The organism is Aeromonas sp. FDAARGOS 1406, from assembly GCF_019048565.1.
Taxonomy (GTDB): Bacteria; Pseudomonadota; Gammaproteobacteria; order Enterobacterales; family Aeromonadaceae; genus Aeromonas; species Aeromonas caviae.
Window position 1 is genome coordinate 3141027 of record NZ_CP077378.1, and the last position, 21226, is coordinate 3162252.

A 21226-nucleotide genomic window follows, 5' to 3' on the forward strand; every position below is an offset into this window, starting at 1 on the left:
CGATCAGTTAAGGATCCATTGACCGATCCTCAGGCTGTGTAAGAATCCGAAACTCCTTGTTGGGTTTCGGATTTTTTTATGCGTATCGACCAAGCTCTCGACTTCATTCACGCCTGTCCTCCCGGAAAGTTTGAGTCCCTGTCTGACCTGCTGTCACCTGAACTGGTGCAGGCTTGCTTGGCCGAGACGGGCTCCGTCTCCTTGCGCCGACGGCGCATGCCCATGGAGCGGGTGCTATGGGCCATTATCGGGATGTCCTTGTTTCGTCATGTCCCTATGGCCCAGCTGGCCAACCAGCTCGATATCCTGTTACCCGGCGACCGGCCGTTTGTCGTCCCCAGCGCCTTCATCCAGGCGCGCCAAAAACTGGCTGACCAAGCCGTTCGACAGGTGTTCCAGCAGACCGCCACACTCTGGCATCAGCTGTGTCAGCACCCCACCTGGGCCGGCTTGCAGCTGCTGGCCGTGGACGGGGTGGTCTGGCGCACGCCCGATACTCCGGACAATGCCGGCGCCTTTGCCAAGTCGAAAACCGTCCAGGGGGAGACGCAATATCCCCAGGTCCGCATGTTGTGTCAGATGGAGCTGACCAGTCATCTGCTGACCCAGACAGTGATGGACTCCTGTGCGGTAAACGAGATGGTGTTGGCAGAGCAACTGATTGAAAAAACACCCGATAATAGCCTGACCCTGTTCGATAAGGGCTTCTACTCACTGGGGTTACTCCATGCCTGGCAACGCCAGGGCGTAGCGCGTCACTGGCTTATTCCGCTGAAAAAGGGGGCTCAATACGAGGTCATCCGCAAGCTGGGGCGGCAGGATGTGCTGGTACGCCTCAGAGCCAGTCCGCAGGCCAAGAAGAAGTGGAGCGAGTTGCCGGAGCAGTTCGAAGCCCGGCTGCTGACCCGGACGGTAAACGGCAAGGAGCGGCAGGTGCTGACCTCGCTCACCGACCCGCTGCGCTTCCCGGCCAGCGAGTTGATGGAGCTATACCAGAATCGCTGGGAAATCGAGCTGGGCTATCGGGAGATGAAACATAGCCTGCAACAGCACCGGCTGACGCTGCGCAGCAAGAAACCCGATGGAGTAAGGCAGGAGCTATGGGGCTTGGTATTGGCCTATAACCTACTGAGATATCAGATGGTTAGGATGGCGGCGAGCTTAAAGGGCTATACGGCCAGCCAGTTGAGCTTTCACATGGCATCGGTGTATCTGCTGCATGAACTCAGTTGCCTGCCGTTTGTGTCACCGGGCATGGTTCCAGGGCGTGTCGCTGAGTTGGACAAACAGGCAGAGCAGTTCAAGTTACCCGCCCGCCGAGAACGAAGTTACCCAAGGTGCATCAAAGCCAAACCACAGAAGTATGCGACGAGAAAACCTAGTAAAAACAATGCCAGTCAGGCTTAACTGACTGGCATTACGGCACTGCCGGGCTTTTTGCGCTCTGCAGGGCGCCAGGGTGCCCGGGCAGGGATAAGGCTTAGGAGAAACCGGACTCCTTGCTACACTGCGGTGCCCCACAGAGGAAAAATCACATGGAATGTCGTCAGGGATGCGGTGCCTGCTGCATCGCCCCCAGCATCAGCAGTGCCATTCCCGGCATGCCGGACGGCAAGCCCGCCGGTGTGCCCTGTGTGCAGCTCGATGCGCACCTGGGGTGCAAGATCTTCGGCCAGCCGGAGCGCCCGGCGGTGTGCGGCGGCTTTCGCCCCATGGCGGACGTGTGCGGCTCCCATCGCCAGGAGGCCATCTGGCTTATCGGCGAGCTGGAGCGGCTGACCGCCTGAGCCCTTGACCCTCTCCCTCGGGGAAAGGGTGTCTGCTTGTCTCCCTTCATCTCCGCCCCTTCTCCCGCAAGGGGAGAAGGGGGTGCCGCCATTCGGAGTCATGAAAAAGGCCCCCTCGCCTGGCGAGGGGGCCTTTTTTATCGTCGGCTCATGGTGAAGCCAGCTTATTCCTTGATGCGCTCGATGCGACCACCCAGGCCTTGCAGCTTGTGCTCGATGTCTTCGTAGCCACGGTCGATGTGATAGATGCGATCGACGATGGTGGCCCCTTCGGCCACGAAGCCGGCCAGCACCAGGCTGGCGGAGGCGCGCAGATCGGTCGCCATCACCTGGGCACCCTTGAGCTGCTGGGTGTCGCGGCAGATGGCCACATTGCCCTGCAGTTCGATGTCGGCACCCATCCGTACCAGCTCGGGCACGTGCATGAAGCGGTTCTCGAAGATGGTCTCGGTGACCATGCCGGTGCCCTGGGCGACCGCGTTCAGCACGGTGAACTGTGCCTGCATGTCGGTCGGGAACGCCGGGTAGGGGGCGGTCTTGATGGTGACAGGTTTCAGGGTACGACCTGTCATGTCGAGGGTGAGCCAGTCGTCACCCTTTTCAATCAGGGCGCCAGCCTCTTCCAGTTTGACCAGTACGGCTTCCAGCAGGCTGGGGTCGGTGTTGCGGCAGGTGATCTTGCCACCGGTCACGGCGGCGCCCACCAGGAAGGTGCCGGTCTCGATGCGATCGGGCTGCACGCTGTAGCTGCCACCGTGCAGACGTTCTACGCCGTCGATGGTCAGGGTATCGGTGCCCGCGCCCTGGATCTTGGCGCCCAGCGCGTTGAGGAAGTTGGCCAGATCGACCACCTCGGGCTCACGGGCGGCGTTTTCGATCACGGTGCGACCGTCAGCCAGGGTGGCGGCCATCATCAGGTTCTCGGTACCGGTCACGGAAACCATGTCCATCAGGATGTGGGCACCTTTCAGGCGGCCGTCGACGCGGGCTTTGATGTAGCCCTCTTCGATGACGATCTTCGCGCCCATCAGCTCCAGGCCGTGAACATGCAGGTTGACCGGGCGGGCACCGATGGCACAGCCGCCGGGCAGGGAGACGTCTGCTGCACCGAAGCGGGCTGCCAGCGGGCCCAGGGCCAGGATGGAGGCACGCATGGTCTTCACCAGCTCGTAGGGGGCGACATGATTGTTTACCGCGCCGGTCAGCACGGTCACGTTGCCGTTGACCTTGGTGGTGGCGCCCAGCATCTCCAGCAGCTTGAGGGTGGTACCCACGTCTTTCAGGCGCGGTACGTTGGAGAGTTGAACCTCTTCGTCACACAGCAGGGTGGCAAACAGGATGGGCAGGGCGGCATTCTTGGCGCCGGAGATGGTCACTTCACCGGAGAGGGTGCAGGGGCCGGTGATCTTGAATTTGTCCATGGTTTACTTCTTTACCAAATCAGGAGGGCAGCTGGAATTTACGCTCGCGTTTCCACTCGGCGTCGGTATAGGCCTTGATGGAGAGAGCGTGGATCTCGTTGGTGGCGATCTTGTCCATCAGCGGGGCATAGATGGCCTGTTGTTTCTTGACCCGGCTCATGCCGTCAAACATGTCGCCGACGGCGATCACCTGGTAGTGACTGCCGTCCCCTTTGACATGGACTTCGGACAATGGCAAAACCTCGAGGAGTATCGCTTCAATTTCAGAGACTTGCATTATGAGTCCTCAGTTGTGAGCGGGGTTGAATGAAAGAGGCTGGCCACCCCGTAAAGGTTGGCCAGCGTATGGAAATCGTTGGAGGCACCAACCAGTGTCGGAGTGGCACCCCGTGCCAGTGCCGCCTTGGCCCACTTGACCAGCAGGGCAAGGCCGGCGGAATCCAGGGTAGTGACGGCACCGAGTTCGAGCCGGTCGTCCTGCCACCAGTCGGCGCGGCGTTGCCACAGATCGTTGACCTGCGGGGCCTGCAAGTCACCGCTCAGGATCATGACTTGATCACCAGCGGCTTGGCATTGTGTTCACGCAGCTGGGCGATCACCGCATCGATGCCGTTCTGGCGAATGAGGCCACCCAGCTCGTTCTGCTTGGCAGAGAGCAGGCTGATCCCTTCGGCAACCATGTCGAAGGCTTTCCACTCGCCGGTCTTGTTGTTCTTGCGCAGCTTGAACTCGAGGAAGATGTCCGGCTTGCCGGCCTCTTTCACGCTGACGTTGACGGCGGTGATGTTGCTCTCGGCGGCTTTGCCGGGCTGGACCTTGACGGTCTGCTTGTCAAAGTGTGCCAGGGCGTCGGCGTAGGAGCTCACCATGTACTCGGTGAAGACGTCCACAAAGGCGTCACGCTGGGCAGGGGTCGTCTGTTTGATCTGGTTGCCGAGCACCTTGTAGGCGGCGAAGCGGTTGTCCACGTAGGGCAGCAGCTCCTCGCGGATGATGACGCGCAGGTGATCGGGGTTGCTCTTCACCTGGGCCTGATCGGCTTTCAGGCGGGCAAAGGTCTGCTGGGCGGCCTGATCCACGAGGGCATAGGGGTCCGAAGTGTTAACATCCGCACGGGCGACGAGGGAGAACAGCATGCTGGTCATCAGACCCAGCATCAGGGCGATCTTCTTGAACATGGTTACTCCTTGGTTGCGGGTGTGTTGGCCGGGGAGGACTGGCTGTAGAGGAACTTGCCAATCAGATCTTCCAGCACGATGGCGGACTTGGTGTCTTCGATCATGTCGCCATCCTTGAGCATGCTGGTGCCCATCTCCTCATCGCTGAACCCCGGTGCCAGACCGATGTACTGCTCACCGAGCAGGCCAGAGGTCAGGATGGAGAGGGTGCTGGTCTCGGAGAACTCGCCGGCACTCTTCTGCATCTGCAGGGAAACGATGGGGACCTGGCTCTTGGGATCCAGGGTGATGTCGCTGACACGACCGACGACGACGCCGCCGACCTTGACCGGCGAGCGTACTTTCAGGCCGCCGATATTATCGAAATGGGCGCGCAGGGTATAGGTTTCTCCTTCCGGTTTGAAACTCAATCCCGCCACTTGCAGTGCCAATGCCAGAATGGCCGCGATGCCAGCCAGCATGAAGGCGCCAACCAGAAATTCTACTTTGCTGAACTTCATCTTTCCCTTATCCAAACATGACTGCGGTGAGTATAAAATCCAGACCGAGCACGGCCAGGGATGAGTGAACCACGGTACGGGTGGTCGCCTGACTGATCCCGGCCGAGGTCGGTTTGGCATCATAGCCGTTGAAGAGCGCTATCCAGGTCACCACCAGGGCGAAGATCAGGCTCTTGATGGCGCCCTGCATGATGTCGTCCTGCCAGTCGACGGAGGCCTGCATGGCGGACCAGAAACTGCCTTCGTCCACCCCCAGCCAGTCGACACCAACCAGCTTGCCGCCAAAGATGCCGATCAGGCTGAACATGAAGGCCAGCAGCGGCATGCTGATGACCCCGGCCCAGAAGCGGGGCGCCACGACCCGACGCAGCGGATCGACCGCCATCATCTCCAGGCTGGAGAGCTGCTCGGTGGCCTTCATCAGGCCGATCTCGGCGGTGAGGGCGGAGCCTGCACGACCGGCGAACAGCAGGGCGGTGACCACAGGGCCCAGCTCACGGAGCAGGGAGAGGGAAACCAGAGGCCCCAGGCTCTGCTCGGCGCCGAAATCCTTCAATACGTTGTAACCCTGCAGGGAGAGCACCATGCCGATGAAGAGGCCGGACACCAGTATGATGGCGACGGATTGCACTCCCACCACATACAGTTGCTGCACCAGCAGCGGGAAGTGCTTGCGTGGCTGGGGCCGTCCTGCCAGTGCATGAAACAGCATGATGGTTGCCCGGCCGACGGCGTTGATGAAACGCACACCGCTGCGGCCCAGCTTGCTTATCTGACTTGTCAACATCACAGATCCTGTAGCAGGTCGCCTGCCGGAAAATGAAACGGAACAGGACCGTCGGGCAATCCCTTGAGGAACTGCTCGACTTCGGGATTGTGCTCCTCGCGCAGCTGCTCCGGTGTGCCGTGTGCCACTACCTTGCGGTTGGCGATGATGTAGGCGTAGTCGGCGATGCTCAGCACTTCCTTCACGTCGTGGGTGACGATGACGGAGGTGATGCCGAGTGCATCGTTGAGCTCCTTGATGAGCTTCACCAGCACCGCCATGGTGATGGGGTCCTGCCCCACGAAGGGCTCGTCATACATGATGAGATCTGGATCCAGCGCGATGGATCTCGCCAGGGCCGCGCGACGCGCCATGCCACCGGAGAGCTCGGACGGCATCAGCTTGGCCGCCCCGCGCAGACCGACAGCTTGCAGTTTCATCATGACGATGGTGCGGATCAGCTCTTCCGGCAGGCCGGAGTGCTCCCGCAGCGGAAAGGCCACATTGTCGAAGACGGTCATGCCGGTGAACAATGCACCACTCTGGAACAGCATGCTCATCCGTTTCCGCACTTCATACAGGCGCGAACGGGAGAGAGTGGGAATGTCTTCCCCGTCAAACAGGATATGACCGGACTCAGGCTTGAGCTGGCCCCCGATCAGGCGCAGCAAGGTGGTCTTGCCGATCCCGCTCGGACCCATGACGGCGGTGACCTTGCCACGGGGAATGGTCAGGTTGATCCTGTCGTACAGCAGCCGATCCCCGTGACTGAAGGTCAGGTCGGAGATGGTGATCAGGTCATCGTTCAAACAATTGTCCATCCGGTATAAATGAAGAGCGAATTTTATGGGCTAGTCTAGGTCTAAGCAACAGCGAGGAACAACTATTGAGCGGGTTTCCCCCCCAAGTACGCGACAGTTTTATGTAACAACCTGCGTCAATGACCGCCCATTCCGCATCCGATTCGCTTATCTCGGCAGACTTTTTTATAATCCCGCAGCAAATTTCGGCCCGGAGCTGTGCCTTTATGTCTGTAAAGCCTGAAAAAGTGTCTGAATTGTTCGATTTCCGTCGCAGCGCCCGAGCGGTGCTGGACATAGAAAAACAAGCCATTGATGGACTCTACCAGTACCTTGACGAGGCGTTCGAGCGCGCCTGCGAGATGGTGCTGCGCTGTGGCGGCAAGATAGTGGTGACCGGCATGGGCAAGTCGGGTCATATCGGCAACAAGATTGCCGCGACCCTGGCCAGCACGGGAACGCCCGCCTTCTTCCTGCACCCGGGCGAGGCGAGCCACGGGGATCTCGGCATGATCTCAGCCGGGGATCTCATCATCGCCATTTCCAACTCCGGCGAGAGCGACGAGATCCTGGCCCTGCTGCCGGTGCTCAAGCGCCGCGGCATTCCACTCATCTGCATGACAGGCAATCCGGCTTCCACCATGGCGAAAGAGGCCAACGTGCACCTGTGCATCAAGGTGGAGAAAGAGGCCTGCCCCCTCGGTCTGGCCCCGACATCCAGCACTACCGCCACCCTGGTGATGGGGGACGCGCTGGCCGTGGCCCTACTGGAGGCCCGTGGCTTCACCGCCGATGACTTTGCGCTGTCGCATCCGGGCGGGTCCCTCGGCAAGCGGTTGCTGTTGCGAGTGGGCGATCTGATGCACAGCGGCGAGCTGTTGCCCAAGGTGGGGATAGATGCCACCATCAGCCAGGCGCTGCTGGAAGTGAGCCGCAAGGGGCTCGGCATGACGGCGGTGGTGGACGATCAAGGGCTGCTTGCCGGTCTGTTCACCGATGGTGACCTGCGCCGCATTCTGGACCTGCAGGTGGACATCCATCACACCCCCATCAGCCGCGTCATGACGGTGAACTGTGTTACCGTAGGGCCTGAGATGATGGCGGCCGAGGCCGTCAAGCTGATGGAAACCAGGAAAATCAACGGGTTGTTGGTCGTGGATGGGGAGAGACACCCGCTGGGTGCCTTCAACATGCATGACCTGCTGAAAGCCGGAGTAATTTGATGCAAGACGTACCGACCCTCTATGGTCCGGTGACGCGCAGCCAGTACGAGAAGGCGGCGCAGATCCGCCTGCTGGTGTGCGATGTGGATGGGGTGCTCTCCAACGGCTTCATCTATATGGGTAATAACGGCGAAGAGCTGAAGACTTTCTGCACCCGTGACGGTGCCGGCATGCGTGCCCTGCTCAATGCGGGCATCGAGATTGCCATCATCACGGGGCGAAACTCCCGCATCGTCAGCGATCGCATGAAGAGTCTGGGAGTCCAGCACCTGGTGCAGGGGGCAGACAAAAAGCTGCCCCACTTCGAGGCCTTGCTGACCAAGCTCGGGCTGGATGCATCGCAAGCCGCCTATATGGGAGATGACACCATCGATCTGCCGGTGATGCAGGCTTGCGGCCTGGGTATCGCCGTTGCCGATGCCCATCCGCTTGTGCTGGCGAAGGCGGATCTGGTGACGCGGCTTGGCGGTGGCGTCGGGGCCGTGCGCGAGGTGTGCGACCTGATCTTGCAGGCCCAGGGATTGGCTGACTATCAACCCGAGGCGTCGCGATGAACAAACAGACTGTGCTGTTCGGCCTGCTGTTTCTGGCTGCGCTGGCGGCCTGGCAGCTGGGGGAGATCGAGCTGGTCCCCGAGCCGACCACCAAGACGGAAAATTTTCAACCGGACTTCACCGCCAGAGAGTTGGTGACGACCCGTTTCAACGAGCAGGGCAAGCGCACCGAGCGGCTGGAATCCGAATATGCGGAGTACTACCAGGTACTCGAGCAGGCCACTTTCACCAAGCCGGTGGTCTACCTGTTCGATGACAAGGGCGCGGCCGAATGGAAGCTGACGGCCGAAACCGGGGTGCTCAACACCGATGACAATGTGATCCTCCGTGACAAGGTGCATCTGGACGGTCTGCTGCCCGCGTCCTTCATCTCCACGCTGGATACTTCCTATCTGGAGCTGGATCTGGTGACGCAGGGGATGAGAAGCAACCAGCACATCAGCATTGTGGGCCAGGAGTTCCAGACCGAGGGCGTTGGCCTCAAGGGTCACCTGGAACGTAAATATTTCGAGTTACTGGATAAAGGCCATGCCACTTATTTCAATGAAAAACGTTAATCTGGCCCTCACGGCCCTGTTGCTGTGCGGTTCCCTGAATGCCAAAGAGTCCGATTTCGCCGAGAAGGTCTATGTGGATGCGGTCAAGCAGGTGGCCGAGATGCAGGACAACCGCATCACCTTCAGCGAGGATGTCATCATCACCCAGGGCACCATCAAGATTAAGGCCGACAAGGTGGTGGTGATCCGCTCCGGCGACAAGGGCGCCGAGGTGATGACCGCGTATGGCAACCCAGCCACTTTCTTCCAGGTGCTGGACAACGGCAAACCGGTCAATGCCCATGGCAACAGCATCCGCTACGAGCTTAAGAACCGGCTGGTAACCATCACCGGCAATGGCCAGCTCAAGCAGGAAGACAGCCAGGTGACCGGCGATCTCATTCGCTACGACATCGTCAAGCAGAAGATGATTGCCGAGAGCAAGGGGCCCACCCAGCGCGTCAAGACGGTGTTCCTGCCGGATCAGGTGGAGAACTTTGACAAACCCGCCGATCAGAAGAAGTAGGAAACAACAGCCATGGCAGTGTTAAAAGCAACGGGTCTGCAAAAGAGCTACAAGCGCCGCATGGTGGTCAGCGATGTGAGCCTGGAGGTGGGTACGGGCCAGATCGTGGGCCTGCTCGGCCCGAACGGCGCGGGCAAGACGACCTCCTTCTACATGATCGTGGGCCTGGTGCAGCGGGATGCCGGCCTCATCACCATCGACGAGCAGGACATCAGCCTGCAGCCCATGCATATCCGTGCCCGCAATGGCATCGGCTATCTGCCTCAGGAGGCCTCCATCTTCCGGCGCCTGTCGGTGTTCGACAACTTGATGGGGGTTATGCAGACCCGCAAGGGGTTGAGCCGCGAAGAGCGGGAAGATAAGGTCGAACAGTTGCTGGAAGAGTTCAATATCACCCATATCCGCGACAGCCTGGGCCAGAGCCTCTCGGGTGGGGAGCGGCGCCGGGTGGAAATCGCCCGGGCGCTGGCGGCAGAGCCGAGATTCATTCTGCTCGATGAGCCTTTCGCAGGTGTTGATCCTATTTCAGTCATCGATATCAAAAAGATCATCCAGCATCTGAAAGAACGCGGGTTGGGTGTGCTGATAACGGACCACAACGTCAGAGAGACGCTGGATGTGTGCGAGAAGGCCTACATCGTCAGCCACGGCAAGATGATTGCCGAGGGCGCGCCGGCCGATATCCTCGCCGATGAGCAGGTCAAGCGCGTCTATTTGGGCGATCAATTCAGTCTATAGTAAGGGGGCACCCCTCATTTTTGTTAGGTGACTGCCTCGCTGAACATAAGGATATCCCGACGTAGATGAAGCCGACATTACAGTTGCGTCTCGGTCAGTCCCTGACCATGACGCCACAATTACAACAAGCGATTCGTCTGCTCCAGCTCTCCACCCTGGAACTCCAGCAGGAAATTCAGCAAGCGCTCGACAACAACCCCTTGCTGGAGCAAGAGGAGAACGAGGCGCAGGAAACCAGTCAGACAGAGACACAGGACGCCAGTCAACTCGACTCCAGCGATGCCATGGCCCAGGAGAGCATGCCGGATGAACTGCCGGTGGACACCACCTGGGACGAGGTCTACTCGGCCGGTACGGCCCAGAGCGCAGGTCCCATCCATGACGGGGAAGACAGCGTCTATCAGGGGGAGACCACCGAGAACCTGCAGGACTACCTGCTGTGGCAGATGCGGCTCACCCCGTTCAGTGATGTGGATGCTGCCATCGCCCTTGCCATCATCGATGCCATCGACGAATCCGGGTATCTGACTGCCACCCTCGAGGATATTCAGGCTGCAGTCAGCAGCGAGGAGGTAGAAGTCGAACTGGATGAGATAGAAGCCGTGCTCAAGCGGGTGCAGCATTTCGATCCGGTCGGCATCGCCGCCCGTTCGGTGCAAGAGTGTCTGCTGATCCAGCTCGGCCAGTATTCGCCGGACCTGCCCTGGCTCGACGAAGCCAGAGAGGTGATCCGCGAACACATGGACCTGCTCGGCAATCGCGACTACCGCACCCTGGCTCGCAAGACCCGCCTCAAGGAGAGCGATCTCAAGGAGGTGCTGGATCTCATCCAGCAACTGGAGCCCAGACCCGGCAACGGCATCATCCAGAGTGAATCCCAGTACGTGATCCCGGATGTGTCCGTGGTCAAGAAGGGTAGCAAGTGGGTGGTTGAACTCAATCCGGATTCTGCTCCGCGCATCCGTGTCAACGAGGCCTATGCGGCCATGGCGCGCAATGCCCGCAGCAGCACGGATACCCAGTTCATCCGTTCTCATTTGCAGGAGGCCAAGTGGTTCATCAAGAGCCTGGAGAGTCGTAACGACACCCTGCTCAAGGTGGCCAGCTGCATCGTCGAGCAGCAGCAGGGCTTTTTCGAGTACGGCGAAGAGGCCATGAAACCCATGGTACTCAACGACATCGCGGAAGCGGTGGAGATGCATGAGTCGACCATTTCACGGGTCACGACCCAGAAGTACATGCATACGCCCCGCGGCATTTTTGAACTGAAGTTTTTTTTCTCCAGTCACGTCAATACGGAGGGAGGAGGAGAGTGCTCATCGACCGCTATTCGCGCCCTGATCAAGAAGCTGGTGACGGCGGAAAACCCCGCCAAGCCGCTTAGTGATAGCAAGATCGCGGATTTGCTGGCCGAACAGGGTATTATGGTGGCGAGACGCACGATCGCAAAGTACCGTGAATCCTTGTTGATCCCGCCATCCAATCAGCGCAAACGCCTGGTTTAGGCAAACAAAAGGAAGACGTTATGCAAATTAACCTGACCGGACACCATGTCGAGATTACCGAAGCTCTGCGTGATTATGTGAACAACAAATTTGCCAAACTCGAGCGTCACTTTGACCATATCAACAACGTACACGTGGTGTTGAGCGTCGAAAAACTGAACCAGATCGCCGAAGCCAAGCTGCATGTCAGCGGGGGAGAGGTGTTCGCCAATTCGCAGCATGCCGACATGTATGCGGCGATTGATACCCTGCTGGATAAACTGGATCGGCAGATCATCAAGCACAAAGATAAGTTAAATCAAAAATAACTATGCAACTTGAACACATACTGAGTCGGGACTGCACCAAGAGTGCGGTCCCTTGTACCAGCAAGAAACGCGCGCTCGAGATCATCAGTGAACTGGCCGCAGAGCGCCTCGGCGCTTCCCGCCAGGTCCTGTTTGAAAGCCTGCTGGCGCGAGAAAAGATGGGTAGTACCGGGATCGGAGCCGGTATCGCCATCCCCCACGGCCGGATTGACGACGCCTTCGCGCCGACCGCCGTGTTGATGACCTTCTCCGAGCCCATCCCTTTCGATTCTATCGACAATCAACCGGTTGACCTGCTCTTTGCATTGCTGGTGCCGGAAAGCGAGTGCAAGCAGCACCTCAAGACTCTTTCCCTGATGGCATCCAAACTGGGTGACAAGGCCGTCTGCCGCCAGCTGCGCCAGGCGACCAGCGACGAAGAACTCTATCAGATCATGACGTCGGCCTGAGGCCGGGTCTGACACTGCCACGTTGGCGTGAGGGGACAAGATGCAGTTAATAGTAGTAAGCGGTCGTTCGGGCTCCGGCAAGACGGTGGCCCTGAGGGTGCTCGAGGATCTCGGGTACTACTGCGTGGACAACCTGCCGGTCAACCTGCTGCCCCAGTTGATCGTGTCGGTGGAGAGCCAGTATGACAAGCTGGCGGTCAGCATCGACGTGCGCAACCTGCCTGCCCAGGCAGACAGGCTGGAGAACCTGCTGAGCCAGGTGCGCAACGAGGGGCGAGTCAAGTTTTCGAGCTTCTTCTTCGATGCGGACAACGCGACCCTGCTCAAACGCTACGGTGAGAGCCGCCGTCTGCATCCTCTGTCCCGCAACAAGCTTTCGCTGGACGAGGCGATCCGGGAAGAGACCCATCTGCTGGCACCGCTCTCCTCGACCGCCGACCTGCGCATCGACACCACCAACCTCAGCATTCACGATCTCAGCGAGCTCATCAAAACCCGGGTGCTCGGCAAGAAAGAGAACGAGCTGGTGCTGGTGTTCGAGTCATTCGGTTTCAAGTACGGCATTCCCAAGGATGCGGACTTCGTGTTCGACGCCCGTTTCCTGCCCAACCCGCACTGGATCCCGGAGCTCAAGCCCTTCACCGGCAAGGATGAGCCCGTGGCCAACTACCTCTCCAGCCAGCCGGATGTCATGCTGTTCATCCAGCAGATCGAGAATATGCTGGGGACCTGGTTGCCCCACCTGGAGCGCAACAATCGCAGCTATGTGACCGTCGGGATTGGCTGTACCGGCGGACAACACCGCTCGGTGTTCATCGCCGAGCGGCTGGCCAGCGCATTCCGGTTGCTTGGCAAGAACGTGCAGATCCGCCATCGCACGTTGGACAAGCGTTCAAACCCCGCCTGACAGATCCACAGGATGCTCAGATGACCGTTTCCGCCTCGGTAGAAGTCAAAAACAAGTTAGGCATTCACGCGCGACCGGCCATGATGCTGTTCGAGCTGGTGCAGGGGTTCGATGCCCACGTGTTGCTGCGCAACGAAGAGGGGGTCGAGGCCGACGCGGACAGCGTGATCGGCCTGCTGATGCTGGACTCCGCCCAGGGCAAACAGGTGGAGGTGCAGGTGGAGGGCCCCGAAGAGGTGGAGGCCCTGGCCGCCGTGGTGGCGCTGTTCACCTCGGGCTTCAATGAGGAGTAATACGCCTCGGCGTGCTCAAGGTGCGCTGCGAGCCAGCGTCTTGAAAGCGGCAAAATCCCGACAAGCCAGCAGACTTCTGCTGGCTTTTTCGTTCATCAGTGCCAGAAACAGATCATAAAGTCCCATGGCTTCCTCATAATCCGCCTTGGCGATGGCCAGCACGAAGATGAGGGTAGCGCTCTCGCCGTTGCCCCAGTCGATCCCCTGGGGGGCCAGCACGGTATAGACCAGGGTGCGGCGCGCCAGCAGGCCGAGGGAGTGGGGCAGAGCGATGCCGTCCCCCAGCAGGGTGGAGACGATCCGCTCCCGCTCCTGCAAGGATCCCCGGAATCCGCTCTGCACCAGATCCTCCGCCTCAAGCTGGCTGCAGATGCGATCAAACAGCACCCCCTGGCTGATGGGTTCATCAAGCACCATGAAGTGGTCGGCATCGAAATACTTGTCGAGCAGATAGGGACGGGTGCGATCGACGAGCACCAGCTTGCCGAGCTGCTCCAGCTGGTATTGGGTCGGGAAGGGGGAGACCTGCACCACGGGAGCATTCTTCTCGCTCACCTTGAGGGTGCTGATGACGAAATCCTGCTCGATCCGCGCCAGCCCTTCGTAATCCCGCACCGACTCCAGCGTGGTCAGCTGCAGTTGGGGGTATTCCCGCCGGATGCGTGCTTCCAGCACCCGGAAGGTGGCGTTGCCCGCATCGCACAGCAGCAGCGCCTGGGGGCGCCGGGTGTAACCGATGTCGTAGTGGCGCTCCAGGCCGACCCCGATGTGGATCACCAGGTAGCCGATCTCGTGGTGGGTCAATCGGTAGGGGGTCTGCCTGATCCACTCAGAGATGGCCGCCAGGGTGATGTCGTAGGCGAGGGGGTAATACTGCTTGATGTGATCCGCCAGGGGATTGTGGCTGCCAATCTGGTATTTGACCCGCAGCAGCATGGCGCCGATGTGGGTCTGCAGGTCGGCTCGCAATTGCGGGTCGCCGCGCAGGTCATAGGGGTAGTGCTGGTGGATGTAACCCAGCAGGTGCGCCGTCAGCTGCTCGCTCTCGGCCGCCATGGCCGGGCTGAGCAGGGGCGTCTCTGCAGTGAGGCGAGCCTGGATCTGGATGGCGAGACAGGCGATCTCTTCCTGCCCCGGTGAAGTCAGGGTCGGCAGCTCGGCATAGATGTCGCGGGCCACCACTGCCAGGGGCGGGGTGATGTCGTCGCTGGCAAACTGGCGCAACTCGTGGCCAGACGCCTGGTGAAGCAGGGCGACGGCACAGTAGACGATGACTTGCTGCAGGCTCTCGTCGGCCAGGCGCAGCTGATGGCGACCGAGTTGCTCGTGAATGTGGTTGCCCACTACCTCCAGCGTCTTGCTGGGGCAGAGGGTGGGCAACAGGCTCTGGAGCGGATGCTGGTGCAGCAGCTCCTGGCAGAGCAGTTGGGTGAGGCAGGCGCGGATCGCCATCTCGCTTCCCGCAATGCGCATCCCCACTCTGGGTTTGCTGTCGATGGTGAGCCCGAAGTGGGCGAGCCGCTCCCGCACCTCCGTCATGTCCCCTTGCAAAGCCGCCCGGCTCAGATACCAGGTGTCCGCCAGCTCGTCGAGCTTGATCCCCTGTTCCGCCGTCAGCAGCAAGACCTGGAGGTGCAGCACCCGCTCGCGGCTGGTGCGAGGCAGGGGGCTCTCCTGCCCCTGGGCGGCCAGCAGCGCATCGAACAGTCCCTGATTGTAGATCTTGAGCTGGTAACCGCTGCCCCGCTGATGGATCAGGTGGGCGCCCCGGGTGGCGATGAGCTCGTTCAGGGTCGCCACGTCGGTACGCACCGTGCGGGTGGAAACATTGAGACGGCGGGCCAGCTCCTCCTGTGGCAGGGGCTCGGCGTGAAGCAGGGCGAGCAGTTGCTGGAGTCTGGGGTGGGGCAGCTTGGTCATGAGGGGGTGGGGACTCCTGTCGCGGATGGTGGGTCGATGTTAACAAGGGGGTCATTAACAAGCCAGGCACCGCCCAGTGATCGGACCGGTGCCTGTGGGGTTGCTATGCCAGCAGTGCCTTCACCATGGCGAGGAGGGTACGCACATCCTCCGGCCGGGTCTGGCCGCTCTCGCTGTCGATGATGGAGCTGTAGACATGGGGGATCACCTTCTCGACTCCTGCCTCCAGCGCGATCCGCACTATCTCCTCGAAGTTCTCAAGATCGATACCGCCGGTGGGCTCCAGCCAGAAGCCGTGGCGGGCACAGGCCTCGGCCACCGCCTGATACTCGGCGCGGCAGGCGAGTCCCCCCATGGGGAAGAATTTGACCGAGTTGCCCCCCATGTCTTTGAGCAGGGCAATGACGGTATCGATGGGGACATTGCCGTCAGGCTGCTGGCTACTCAGGGGGCCAGTGGAGATCTTCACCATGCCGGGGGTGCCGGTGGGGGAGACAAGGCCATTGACCAGGGTGTCAGCTTGACCGAGCAGCGCCCGGCTGGCCCCGACCCCGGTGAACACCTGATTGACGTGCTGGGGCTGCAGCTGGCGGGCCAGTTCGGCCACCATGGCGGACTGGCGCGGATCACCGGCTCCCAGCCCGATGGAGAGGGCGTTGTCGATAAGCTTGGCGTAGGCCTCCATGTCGGCGACGGCAGAGGGAATGTCCGGGTAGTTCTTGGAGAGCACACCGACCAGGACGTGGCCCTCGGCAGCCTCATAAATGTCGACGGCATTCTCTTTGGAACCTGCCAGCACGTTGAGGCAGACCCGATCGCGGTAGTAATTGGGGGTAAGAGACATCAGTTGTTCTCCTGAACGAGGTGGGCAATGGCGGAGTGGATCTGGTCGAGCTGGGGCTGGGTGACGCTGCGCACGTCTATCTCGATGTGCCCCTCGTTGGCCTTGTAGCCGCGGCAGTAGATGGCGGGGGTACCCTGTTGCAGACGGGAGACCACTTCCACCGTGGTCATGCCGATCTGCTGGTGGTCGAAGGCGATGTCGGTGCGGGCGATGTCGCGCCCCGCGCTGTCCCACACCACCTTGGCGCTGACGCCGGGCAGCTGGTTGAGGCGCTCGATGAAGGGGGTCATCTTGGCGACCATGGCGGTGCCGCTCTCCTTCTCTTTGGCCAGGTAGCGCTCGATGGCGTGGGTCAGGCCGAGGATCCCCTCCTTGCCCACCTTCATGGCACGGCCGATGCCGCCAGCCTGCTGCTTGACCCACTCCACATACTGACGTCTGCCGAGTACCAGGCCGCTGGTGGGCCCTTCGATGGCCTTGGCGCCGCTGTAGATGACCAGATCCGCACCCTGGTTGTAGTAGAGACGCAGATCCTCTTCGGCCGCTGCATCGACGATGAGCGGGATCCCGTGGGCCTTGGCCACCTCGGCCGCCTCGGTCACCGACAGAATGCTCTTCTGTACGCAGTGGTGGGACTTGATGTAGAGGATGGCGGCGGTATTGGCATGGATGGCGGCGGCCAGCTGGGCGGGTGAGCACTCGTTGGCGTAGCCTGCCTCCACCACCCTGCCGCCCCCCAGGTTGACCATGGTGCCGACGGGGGCACCAAAGTTCACGTTGTGGCCCTTGGGCAGCACGATGTCGCTCGGCACGTCGTGGGCATGAGCATGCAACTGCTCGAGGCGATAGGGGTCGCCGCGCACGATCACGGCGGCCACCGACTGGGCGATGCCGGCGCTGGCGCAGGAGACCACCACCGCATCTTCAACGCCCAGCAGATCGGCCAGGTAGGCGCCGGTCTTGTTGACCAGATCCTTCACCTCGAAGTAGTGGCCGAGGCCGAAGTTGACCGCATCGACCACCTCCTGCTCGGGGGTGGAGACGCCGAGGATGGTCATGCGCCCGGAGGCGTTGATCACCGGTTTGAGCCGGTATTTCTCATACACAGAAGGCATGGTGTGATTTCCCGTAGTGAGTCAGAACCAGTTCGCCGCCCACCAGGGCGGCGAGAGGGAGCAGTTGCCGGTCACCGTTGCGGGTGCCGGCCTCGGTATCGGTAAAGAGAGTGGGGCCGCAGCTCACCTCGAACAGGGTGATGTCTGCATCGGCGCCCACCTCGAGTCGCCCCTTGCCGGGCAGGCGCAGGGCATCGGCGGCCTGGTGAGTGACGCAGGCGAGCACCTGCTCCAGGGTCATGCCGATGGCGAAGAACTTCGACATCACGTGGGCAAGGCTGTAGACGGGCCCCTTGATGCGGTTCTTGCAGTAGATGTCTGAACTGATGGTGTGGGGCAGGATGCCCTGGGCAATGGCCAGCTCCGCCACTTCGAAGCTGAAGCTGGCGCCGCCGTGGCCGATGTCGAGCAAGAGTCCCCGCCGCATCGCTTCGCGTACCGCCTGGCGCAGTTCACCCGCCGGGGTCAGGATGCGGTTGGGCTTGCCGTTGAAGCAGTGGGTCAGCAGATCGCCCTCCCCCAGCAGGGCGACGATCTCGTCCAGATCCGGCGGCGTGTTGCCCACGTGCACCATCAGTGGCAGGTTGCCATTGGCCTGCTGGATCTGCTTGGCCATGCGTAGGGGTTGCAGACCGCTTTCACCCACCACGCTGCCGCTCATGCGCGCCTTGATGCCGACGATGAAGCTGGGATGGCGCCGGATGGCCGCCTGGGCGAGGGCGGGATCGATGTCTGCCGGATCCGCCAGATCGTTCTGGCGCAGCAGGCCGATGCGGGAGATGTTGAGCAGGGCGTGCACCCGGGTCTTGCAGCCGGCGGCGAGACGCTGGAAGTCGTCCACGTCGTCGGCCCCGGTACTGCCGGCGTCGATGACGGTGGTGACGCCGGATTCCACGCCCACCTTGTCCGGCTCATCGTGATAGAGGGGGGAGGCGGGGTAGCAGTGGGTGTGGCCGTCAATCCAGCCGGCGCTCACATGGACCTGCCCGCCCAGAGTGAGGGTTTGCTTCGCCTCCGAGCTTTCTGGCAGCGAACCCAGCGCCGCTATCTTGCCATGCTTGATGGCGACGTCGACGAGCTGCCCGTTTCCCAGGCGTCCCGCCCTGATGATCATGTCGTACATGCTGATATCCCTCTTGGAACCTGCTTGCGCTCTTACTGCGAGGCCGCTTCCAAGGCTCATGTGTTGCTCTTCACCTTGCTGACGACCTCTCGCGACAGAGCGCAAACAGGTTCTTGAATGCCGCCCAAGAGACGGCTTTGGATTAAGCCAGAGCGATGGGGAAGAAGGTCCCGAACAGCATGGCCCCCAGAATGGCGCCACCCGTGATGGGCTTCTCCCAGATGTAAAACAGCAGGGCACCCAGCAGGGAGCCTATCCCGATGGGAATGGAGGCGCCCATGGCGGAGAGGATGATGAGGGGACCGAGGAAGCGGCCCGAGCTGTTGCCAGCCCCCATCATGACGTCCGCCCCGTAGGTGGAGTTGCTCTGGTTGATGGTGAACTTGCGCGCCAGGATGATCACGTAGCCGATGGCCATCCCAATCCCCATGCCGGTGATCAGGGAAGCGGTGAAATTTTCCACCGGATAGACGATGCCGGCCCCCAGCAGCAGGGCGGGCACCCCGAGGCCGACTCCGGTCTGGATGGCGCCGCCGATGTCGAGGATCCCCACCAGGGAGCCCTCGATGATGCGGGCGAACAGGAAGCTGGCACCGAAGGCGGCGACTGCACCATAGGCCCCCGTGTCCATGCCGGCTTTCAGCATGGCGACGAAGGCCACCTCGTTGAAGGCGCCGACCCCGTAGAGGTAGAACATGTGGGTACCGGCGAAGACGCCGGAAGAGAGCAGACCGACAAAGATGGGGAAGGACCAGTCGGCATACCAGAAGTTGTTTCTCAGTTTCTCATCCATGGTGTGCTCCCTTATTTGCCGCTCATGAGGTTGTGGACGTTTTCCAGCCAAAGGGGAACGCCCAGGTGGAAGGATTCAATGAGTTTCATGTCAAAGCCGCGGAAGAAGCCGCTCAGCACGAACAGCAGGACGATGGCACTCATCATCACCTTGGTGACGTGGTTCCAGCCGCTCTCTTCCACCCCCTTGCCGATCAGGATGCCAAGCACCAGGCCTGGTACCGCGTTGCCCATGATGAGCTGGGCCAGACCGCCGAAGATGGTGGCCCAGAAGCCGGACTTCTTGCCTGCCTCGATGGCGGCCAGCCAGAAGATCACCGGCATGACGGTATTGACCAGCAGGTTGGCGGCGGGCACCAGTACCTTGACCGCGGTGACCTGCAGGGCGGCTGGCACGGCGGCGGCGGTGCTGTTGAGGAAGGCGACTACGATGGCACCTATGATGCCGCAGGCGATGGCCATCTTCTTCGGGTCATGGAGGGTGGTGGCGAGATCCCGGTTCTTGATCATCAGGGCCGCTGCACCCCAGTTCGGCAGGATGCGGTGATCCACGTCCTGAGTGAAGGCGCCGGCCGCGACCGTGGAGGCCCAGGCGTTGAAGAAGAAGCCCAGACCGAACGAGAAGTGGGAAGCGGGGTCCCCTTCGCAGGAGTTGAGCTCGCCCAGGGTACGGAACGCGCCCATCCCCTGCACGGTCGGGGCGTGGAACATCCGCGCCGCGCCAGCTCCCACCCCGACGCCTACCAGGCCGCCGATGATGAGTGACTTCATCAAAATGATTAGAAACATCCAACTTGTCCTTTTGGTTGTGGGGTCAGGCCCGGGTGAAATCCACCTTGTCGACATCCAGGCTGGTGACCTTGACGGTGATCGCCAGCCGGACCCGGAACTCATGGCGCTGGCGTGGCAGGAAGAAGAACAGGAACTTCTCCACCCGTACCGACTCCTCGGCCTCGAGCACCTCGACCTCGAGGGGTTCGATGCGCAGCATCACCTTGGGGCTCTCCTTGAGCAGGCTGGGTTGCACCTGGCTGAGGGCGGCGGCGAACGCCTGCTGGCGAGTCGCCCCCTTGCCGTTGACCGTGATCCGGGTGGTGAAGTGCTCTTTCATCAGGCGCGTCCGTGTTTCTTGGCGAAGGCTTCGATCAGCTTCTGGCCCAGCTCTTCCTTGTCCATGAAGCCGAAGCCCAGTACCACGCACCCCTCGTTGATGGCGGTGACACCCTCTTCGATGGATCGCATGCCGTAGCGGCACTTGTAGCCGTACTTGGTCTGGGCCGTGATGGCGCCCGCGCCACCGCTGCCGCAGAAGGAGATGCCAAGGTCGGCCTGCTCCTTGTTCATCACATCACCGAGCTTCATGTCGGCGGCCATGCCGGGGATGACGGTCACGGTGGCGCCGGCGGCTTCTGCGCCGGCCCCCACTTTCTGACCCTTGCCGAGACGATCTCCAATCACGAGTTTGATGGCAGTCATTTAGCTTTCTCCTTTTACTGAGCTGAGTTCGTTTTCTTTGGCCACTTCAAAATGGACGGACAAGAGGTGCGCCTCCTCGTAGGCGAGGCGGTCGAGCCAGGCGACGACCTGTTCGGCCAGGCGCAGGGAGAGGGGGGAGATCTCCTCGAACAGGCTGAGGTCGACCTCCGGCAGGGACTCCCCGCTGTAAGAGCGCCACACCATGGCCTTGACGTGGGAGGCCAGCATCTGCTGCTGCACGTCGTTGGGGCGTATGCCCTGATCCGCCAGCAGGTTGTGAATGCGGGCCAGGGTCAGGTCGGTCTTGCGCAGCAGTGCCGGGCTGTCCGGGGTCAGGGGGGCGTCATGGGTGTCGGTATTCAAAGTCTGCTCTCCAGGCTGGCAGAAAGGATGGGATCACCATAAAGCGGAGGAGAGTGCGGGAGGAGGCAGGTTTTTTCCGATTCGAAGTGGAAATCCGGAGGG

28 protein-coding genes are annotated in these 21226 nt (G+C 61.1%); 12 read left to right on the forward strand and 16 right to left on the reverse strand.

All coding sequences use genetic code 11. The features are described from left to right. Positions 1–78: 78 nt before the first annotated feature. Positions 79–1407 carry an IS4 family transposase gene (locus I6L36_RS14830; RefSeq protein ID WP_010676218.1) on the forward strand — a complete coding sequence of 443 codons (1329 nt, stop codon included), beginning with the start codon at positions 79–81 and terminating at the stop codon, positions 1405–1407. 128 nt (positions 1408–1535) lie between these two features. Further along, positions 1536–1787 carry a YkgJ family cysteine cluster protein gene (locus I6L36_RS14835; protein WP_010675884.1) on the forward strand — a complete coding sequence of 84 codons (252 nt, stop codon included), beginning with the start codon at positions 1536–1538 and terminating at the stop codon, positions 1785–1787. A 164-nt stretch (positions 1788–1951) separates the two neighbouring features. Here I6L36_RS14835 and murA read toward each other — a convergent pair whose 3' ends face one another. Genes murA through mlaF form a run of 7 tightly spaced genes read right to left on the reverse strand, consistent with a single transcriptional unit; the run spans position 1952 to position 6473 of the window. Next, complete coding sequence (gene murA / locus I6L36_RS14840) at positions 1952–3208, reverse strand: UDP-N-acetylglucosamine 1-carboxyvinyltransferase (RefSeq protein ID WP_109112473.1); 1257 nt, start codon at positions 3206–3208, stop codon at positions 1952–1954. Positions 3209–3227: 19 nt separating this feature from the next. Then, positions 3228–3485: a BolA family iron metabolism protein IbaG gene (gene ibaG / locus I6L36_RS14845; protein WP_109112474.1), complete on the reverse strand. Its 258-nt coding sequence runs from the start codon at positions 3483–3485 to the stop codon at positions 3228–3230. Next, positions 3485–3757 carry a lipid asymmetry maintenance protein MlaB gene (locus I6L36_RS14850; protein ID WP_010675881.1) on the reverse strand — a complete coding sequence of 91 codons (273 nt, stop codon included), beginning with the start codon at positions 3755–3757 and terminating at the stop codon, positions 3485–3487. The genes ibaG and I6L36_RS14850 overlap by 1 nt, the downstream gene beginning before the upstream one ends. Then, positions 3754–4386, reverse strand: a complete 633-nt coding sequence (gene mlaC / locus I6L36_RS14855) for a phospholipid-binding protein MlaC (protein ID WP_039040470.1) — start codon at positions 4384–4386, stop codon at positions 3754–3756. Before mlaC ends, I6L36_RS14850 begins: the two co-directional genes overlap by 4 nt. 2 nt (positions 4387–4388) lie before the next feature. Beyond that, positions 4389–4886 carry an outer membrane lipid asymmetry maintenance protein MlaD gene (gene mlaD, locus I6L36_RS14860; RefSeq protein ID WP_010675879.1) on the reverse strand — a complete coding sequence of 166 codons (498 nt, stop codon included), beginning with the start codon at positions 4884–4886 and terminating at the stop codon, positions 4389–4391. A gap of 7 nt (positions 4887–4893) precedes the next feature. Then, positions 4894–5673, reverse strand: a complete 780-nt coding sequence (gene mlaE, locus I6L36_RS14865) for a lipid asymmetry maintenance ABC transporter permease subunit MlaE (RefSeq protein ID WP_010675878.1) — start codon at positions 5671–5673, stop codon at positions 4894–4896. Then, positions 5673–6473 (reverse strand): phospholipid ABC transporter ATP-binding protein MlaF, encoded by an 801-nt coding sequence (gene mlaF / locus I6L36_RS14870; protein WP_039040471.1) that lies wholly within the window; start codon positions 6471–6473, stop codon positions 5673–5675. Before mlaF ends, mlaE begins: the two co-directional genes overlap by 1 nt. 206 nt (positions 6474–6679) lie before the next feature. Here mlaF and I6L36_RS14875 point away from each other — a divergent pair, with 206 nt between their 5' ends. The 10 genes from I6L36_RS14875 (at position 6680) to npr (ending at position 13491) form a co-directional block, all read left to right on the forward strand. Then, on the forward strand, positions 6680–7675 hold the full coding sequence (locus tag I6L36_RS14875) for a KpsF/GutQ family sugar-phosphate isomerase (RefSeq protein WP_029314845.1): 996 nt from the start codon (positions 6680–6682) through the stop codon (positions 7673–7675). Continuing rightward, positions 7675–8229: a 3-deoxy-manno-octulosonate-8-phosphatase KdsC gene (gene kdsC / locus I6L36_RS14880; protein ID WP_042864828.1), complete on the forward strand. Its 555-nt coding sequence runs from the start codon at positions 7675–7677 to the stop codon at positions 8227–8229. The genes I6L36_RS14875 and kdsC overlap by 1 nt, the downstream gene beginning before the upstream one ends. After that, positions 8226–8786 carry an LPS export ABC transporter periplasmic protein LptC gene (gene lptC / locus I6L36_RS14885; protein WP_109112475.1) on the forward strand — a complete coding sequence of 187 codons (561 nt, stop codon included), beginning with the start codon at positions 8226–8228 and terminating at the stop codon, positions 8784–8786. Before kdsC ends, lptC begins: the two co-directional genes overlap by 4 nt. Next, positions 8773–9291, forward strand: coding sequence for a lipopolysaccharide transport periplasmic protein LptA (lptA, locus tag I6L36_RS14890; RefSeq protein ID WP_010675873.1), 519 nt, complete (start codon positions 8773–8775; stop codon positions 9289–9291). Before lptC ends, lptA begins: the two co-directional genes overlap by 14 nt. A 12-nt stretch (positions 9292–9303) precedes the next feature. Continuing rightward, complete coding sequence (lptB, locus tag I6L36_RS14895) at positions 9304–10029, forward strand: LPS export ABC transporter ATP-binding protein (protein WP_010675872.1); 726 nt, start codon at positions 9304–9306, stop codon at positions 10027–10029. A 65-nt stretch (positions 10030–10094) separates the two neighbouring features. After that, positions 10095–11534 carry an RNA polymerase factor sigma-54 gene (locus I6L36_RS14900; RefSeq protein ID WP_039040474.1) on the forward strand — a complete coding sequence of 480 codons (1440 nt, stop codon included), beginning with the start codon at positions 10095–10097 and terminating at the stop codon, positions 11532–11534. Positions 11535–11554: 20 nt separating this feature from the next. Next, the gene (gene hpf, locus I6L36_RS14905; protein WP_005305957.1) at positions 11555–11842 is read left to right on the forward strand and encodes a ribosome hibernation promoting factor; all 288 of its coding nucleotides are present in this window, start codon (positions 11555–11557) and stop codon (positions 11840–11842) included. A gap of 2 nt (positions 11843–11844) precedes the next feature. Then, positions 11845–12291 (forward strand): PTS IIA-like nitrogen regulatory protein PtsN, encoded by a 447-nt coding sequence (gene ptsN / locus I6L36_RS14910; protein WP_010675870.1) that lies wholly within the window; start codon positions 11845–11847, stop codon positions 12289–12291. Between the two features lie 40 nt (positions 12292–12331). After that, positions 12332–13198, forward strand: coding sequence for an RNase adapter RapZ (gene rapZ / locus I6L36_RS14915; protein ID WP_010675869.1), 867 nt, complete (start codon positions 12332–12334; stop codon positions 13196–13198). A gap of 20 nt (positions 13199–13218) precedes the next feature. Continuing rightward, the gene (gene npr, locus I6L36_RS14920; protein ID WP_010675868.1) at positions 13219–13491 is read left to right on the forward strand and encodes a PTS phosphocarrier protein NPr; all 273 of its coding nucleotides are present in this window, start codon (positions 13219–13221) and stop codon (positions 13489–13491) included. A gap of 15 nt (positions 13492–13506) precedes the next feature. On the opposite strand, the gene I6L36_RS14925 is transcribed toward npr, so the two are convergent. From I6L36_RS14925 to I6L36_RS14965, 9 genes are all read right to left on the reverse strand, one after another. After that, the gene (locus I6L36_RS14925; protein WP_216986726.1) at positions 13507–15411 is read right to left on the reverse strand and encodes a transcription antiterminator; all 1905 of its coding nucleotides are present in this window, start codon (positions 15409–15411) and stop codon (positions 13507–13509) included. A gap of 103 nt (positions 15412–15514) precedes the next feature. Continuing rightward, a complete protein-coding gene (locus I6L36_RS14930) occupies positions 15515–16255 on the reverse strand; it encodes a KDGP aldolase family protein (RefSeq protein ID WP_109113025.1) in 741 nt (246 codons plus the stop codon). Next, on the reverse strand, positions 16255–17370 hold the full coding sequence (locus I6L36_RS14935; protein WP_109113026.1) for a DgaE family pyridoxal phosphate-dependent ammonia lyase: 1116 nt from the start codon (positions 17368–17370) through the stop codon (positions 16255–16257). Before I6L36_RS14935 ends, I6L36_RS14930 begins: the two co-directional genes overlap by 1 nt. Further along, entirely contained in the window at positions 17354–18493 is a 1140-nt protein-coding gene (locus I6L36_RS14940) for an amidohydrolase/deacetylase family metallohydrolase (protein WP_109113027.1), read from the reverse strand. The genes I6L36_RS14935 and I6L36_RS14940 overlap by 17 nt, the downstream gene beginning before the upstream one ends. Before the next feature lie 142 nt (positions 18494–18635). Then, the gene (locus tag I6L36_RS14945) at positions 18636–19286 is read right to left on the reverse strand and encodes a DUF4310 family protein (protein WP_041211843.1); all 651 of its coding nucleotides are present in this window, start codon (positions 19284–19286) and stop codon (positions 18636–18638) included. Positions 19287–19297: 11 nt separating this feature from the next. After that, positions 19298–20074 carry a DUF4311 domain-containing protein gene (locus I6L36_RS14950; RefSeq protein ID WP_010675862.1) on the reverse strand — a complete coding sequence of 259 codons (777 nt, stop codon included), beginning with the start codon at positions 20072–20074 and terminating at the stop codon, positions 19298–19300. A 25-nt stretch (positions 20075–20099) separates the two neighbouring features. Continuing rightward, positions 20100–20396: a DUF4312 family protein gene (locus I6L36_RS14955; protein ID WP_041211841.1), complete on the reverse strand. Its 297-nt coding sequence runs from the start codon at positions 20394–20396 to the stop codon at positions 20100–20102. Next, positions 20396–20761 (reverse strand): SFCGS family glycine-rich protein, encoded by a 366-nt coding sequence (locus tag I6L36_RS14960; protein ID WP_010675860.1) that lies wholly within the window; start codon positions 20759–20761, stop codon positions 20396–20398. Before I6L36_RS14960 ends, I6L36_RS14955 begins: the two co-directional genes overlap by 1 nt. Further along, positions 20762–21124 carry a transcriptional regulator gene (locus I6L36_RS14965; protein WP_010675859.1) on the reverse strand — a complete coding sequence of 121 codons (363 nt, stop codon included), beginning with the start codon at positions 21122–21124 and terminating at the stop codon, positions 20762–20764. Between the last annotated feature and the right edge of the window lie 102 nt (positions 21125–21226).

Bases quoted from the DNA above. Each gene is read 5' to 3' on its own strand.
- I6L36_RS14955 (WP_041211841.1), bottom strand. From the start codon at position 20,396: ATGAAAGAGCACTTCACCACCCGGATCACGGTCAACGGCAAGGGGGCG.
- rapZ (WP_010675869.1), top strand. From the start codon at position 12,332: ATGCAGTTAATAGTAGTAAGCGGTCGTTCGGGCTCCGGCAAGACGGTG.
- mlaE (WP_010675878.1), bottom strand. From the start codon at position 5,673: ATGTTGACAAGTCAGATAAGCAAGCTGGGCCGCAGCGGTGTGCGTTTC.
- I6L36_RS14930 (WP_109113025.1), bottom strand. From the start codon at position 16,255: ATGTCTCTTACCCCCAATTACTACCGCGATCGGGTCTGCCTCAACGTG.
- lptC (WP_109112475.1), top strand. From the start codon at position 8,226: ATGAACAAACAGACTGTGCTGTTCGGCCTGCTGTTTCTGGCTGCGCTG.
- I6L36_RS14830 (WP_010676218.1), top strand. From the start codon at position 79: ATGCGTATCGACCAAGCTCTCGACTTCATTCACGCCTGTCCTCCCGGA.
- I6L36_RS14940 (WP_109113027.1), bottom strand. From the start codon at position 18,493: ATGTACGACATGATCATCAGGGCGGGACGCCTGGGAAACGGGCAGCTC.
- I6L36_RS14950 (WP_010675862.1), bottom strand. From the start codon at position 20,074: ATGTTTCTAATCATTTTGATGAAGTCACTCATCATCGGCGGCCTGGTA.
- I6L36_RS14960 (WP_010675860.1), bottom strand. From the start codon at position 20,761: ATGACTGCCATCAAACTCGTGATTGGAGATCGTCTCGGCAAGGGTCAG.
- ibaG (WP_109112474.1), bottom strand. From the start codon at position 3,485: ATGCAAGTCTCTGAAATTGAAGCGATACTCCTCGAGGTTTTGCCATTG.
- I6L36_RS14925 (WP_216986726.1), bottom strand. From the start codon at position 15,411: ATGACCAAGCTGCCCCACCCCAGACTCCAGCAACTGCTCGCCCTGCTT.
- lptB (WP_010675872.1), top strand. From the start codon at position 9,304: ATGGCAGTGTTAAAAGCAACGGGTCTGCAAAAGAGCTACAAGCGCCGC.
- I6L36_RS14875 (WP_029314845.1), top strand. From the start codon at position 6,680: ATGTCTGTAAAGCCTGAAAAAGTGTCTGAATTGTTCGATTTCCGTCGC.
- mlaD (WP_010675879.1), bottom strand. From the start codon at position 4,886: ATGAAGTTCAGCAAAGTAGAATTTCTGGTTGGCGCCTTCATGCTGGCT.
- kdsC (WP_042864828.1), top strand. From the start codon at position 7,675: ATGCAAGACGTACCGACCCTCTATGGTCCGGTGACGCGCAGCCAGTAC.
- I6L36_RS14935 (WP_109113026.1), bottom strand. From the start codon at position 17,370: ATGCCTTCTGTGTATGAGAAATACCGGCTCAAACCGGTGATCAACGCC.
- I6L36_RS14945 (WP_041211843.1), bottom strand. From the start codon at position 19,286: ATGGATGAGAAACTGAGAAACAACTTCTGGTATGCCGACTGGTCCTTC.
- murA (WP_109112473.1), bottom strand. From the start codon at position 3,208: ATGGACAAATTCAAGATCACCGGCCCCTGCACCCTCTCCGGTGAAGTG.
- npr (WP_010675868.1), top strand. From the start codon at position 13,219: ATGACCGTTTCCGCCTCGGTAGAAGTCAAAAACAAGTTAGGCATTCAC.
- I6L36_RS14900 (WP_039040474.1), top strand. From the start codon at position 10,095: ATGAAGCCGACATTACAGTTGCGTCTCGGTCAGTCCCTGACCATGACG.
- I6L36_RS14835 (WP_010675884.1), top strand. From the start codon at position 1,536: ATGGAATGTCGTCAGGGATGCGGTGCCTGCTGCATCGCCCCCAGCATC.
- mlaF (WP_039040471.1), bottom strand. From the start codon at position 6,473: ATGGACAATTGTTTGAACGATGACCTGATCACCATCTCCGACCTGACC.
- ptsN (WP_010675870.1), top strand. From the start codon at position 11,845: ATGCAACTTGAACACATACTGAGTCGGGACTGCACCAAGAGTGCGGTC.
- lptA (WP_010675873.1), top strand. From the start codon at position 8,773: ATGAAAAACGTTAATCTGGCCCTCACGGCCCTGTTGCTGTGCGGTTCC.
- I6L36_RS14850 (WP_010675881.1), bottom strand. From the start codon at position 3,757: ATGATCCTGAGCGGTGACTTGCAGGCCCCGCAGGTCAACGATCTGTGG.
- hpf (WP_005305957.1), top strand. From the start codon at position 11,555: ATGCAAATTAACCTGACCGGACACCATGTCGAGATTACCGAAGCTCTG.
- mlaC (WP_039040470.1), bottom strand. From the start codon at position 4,386: ATGTTCAAGAAGATCGCCCTGATGCTGGGTCTGATGACCAGCATGCTG.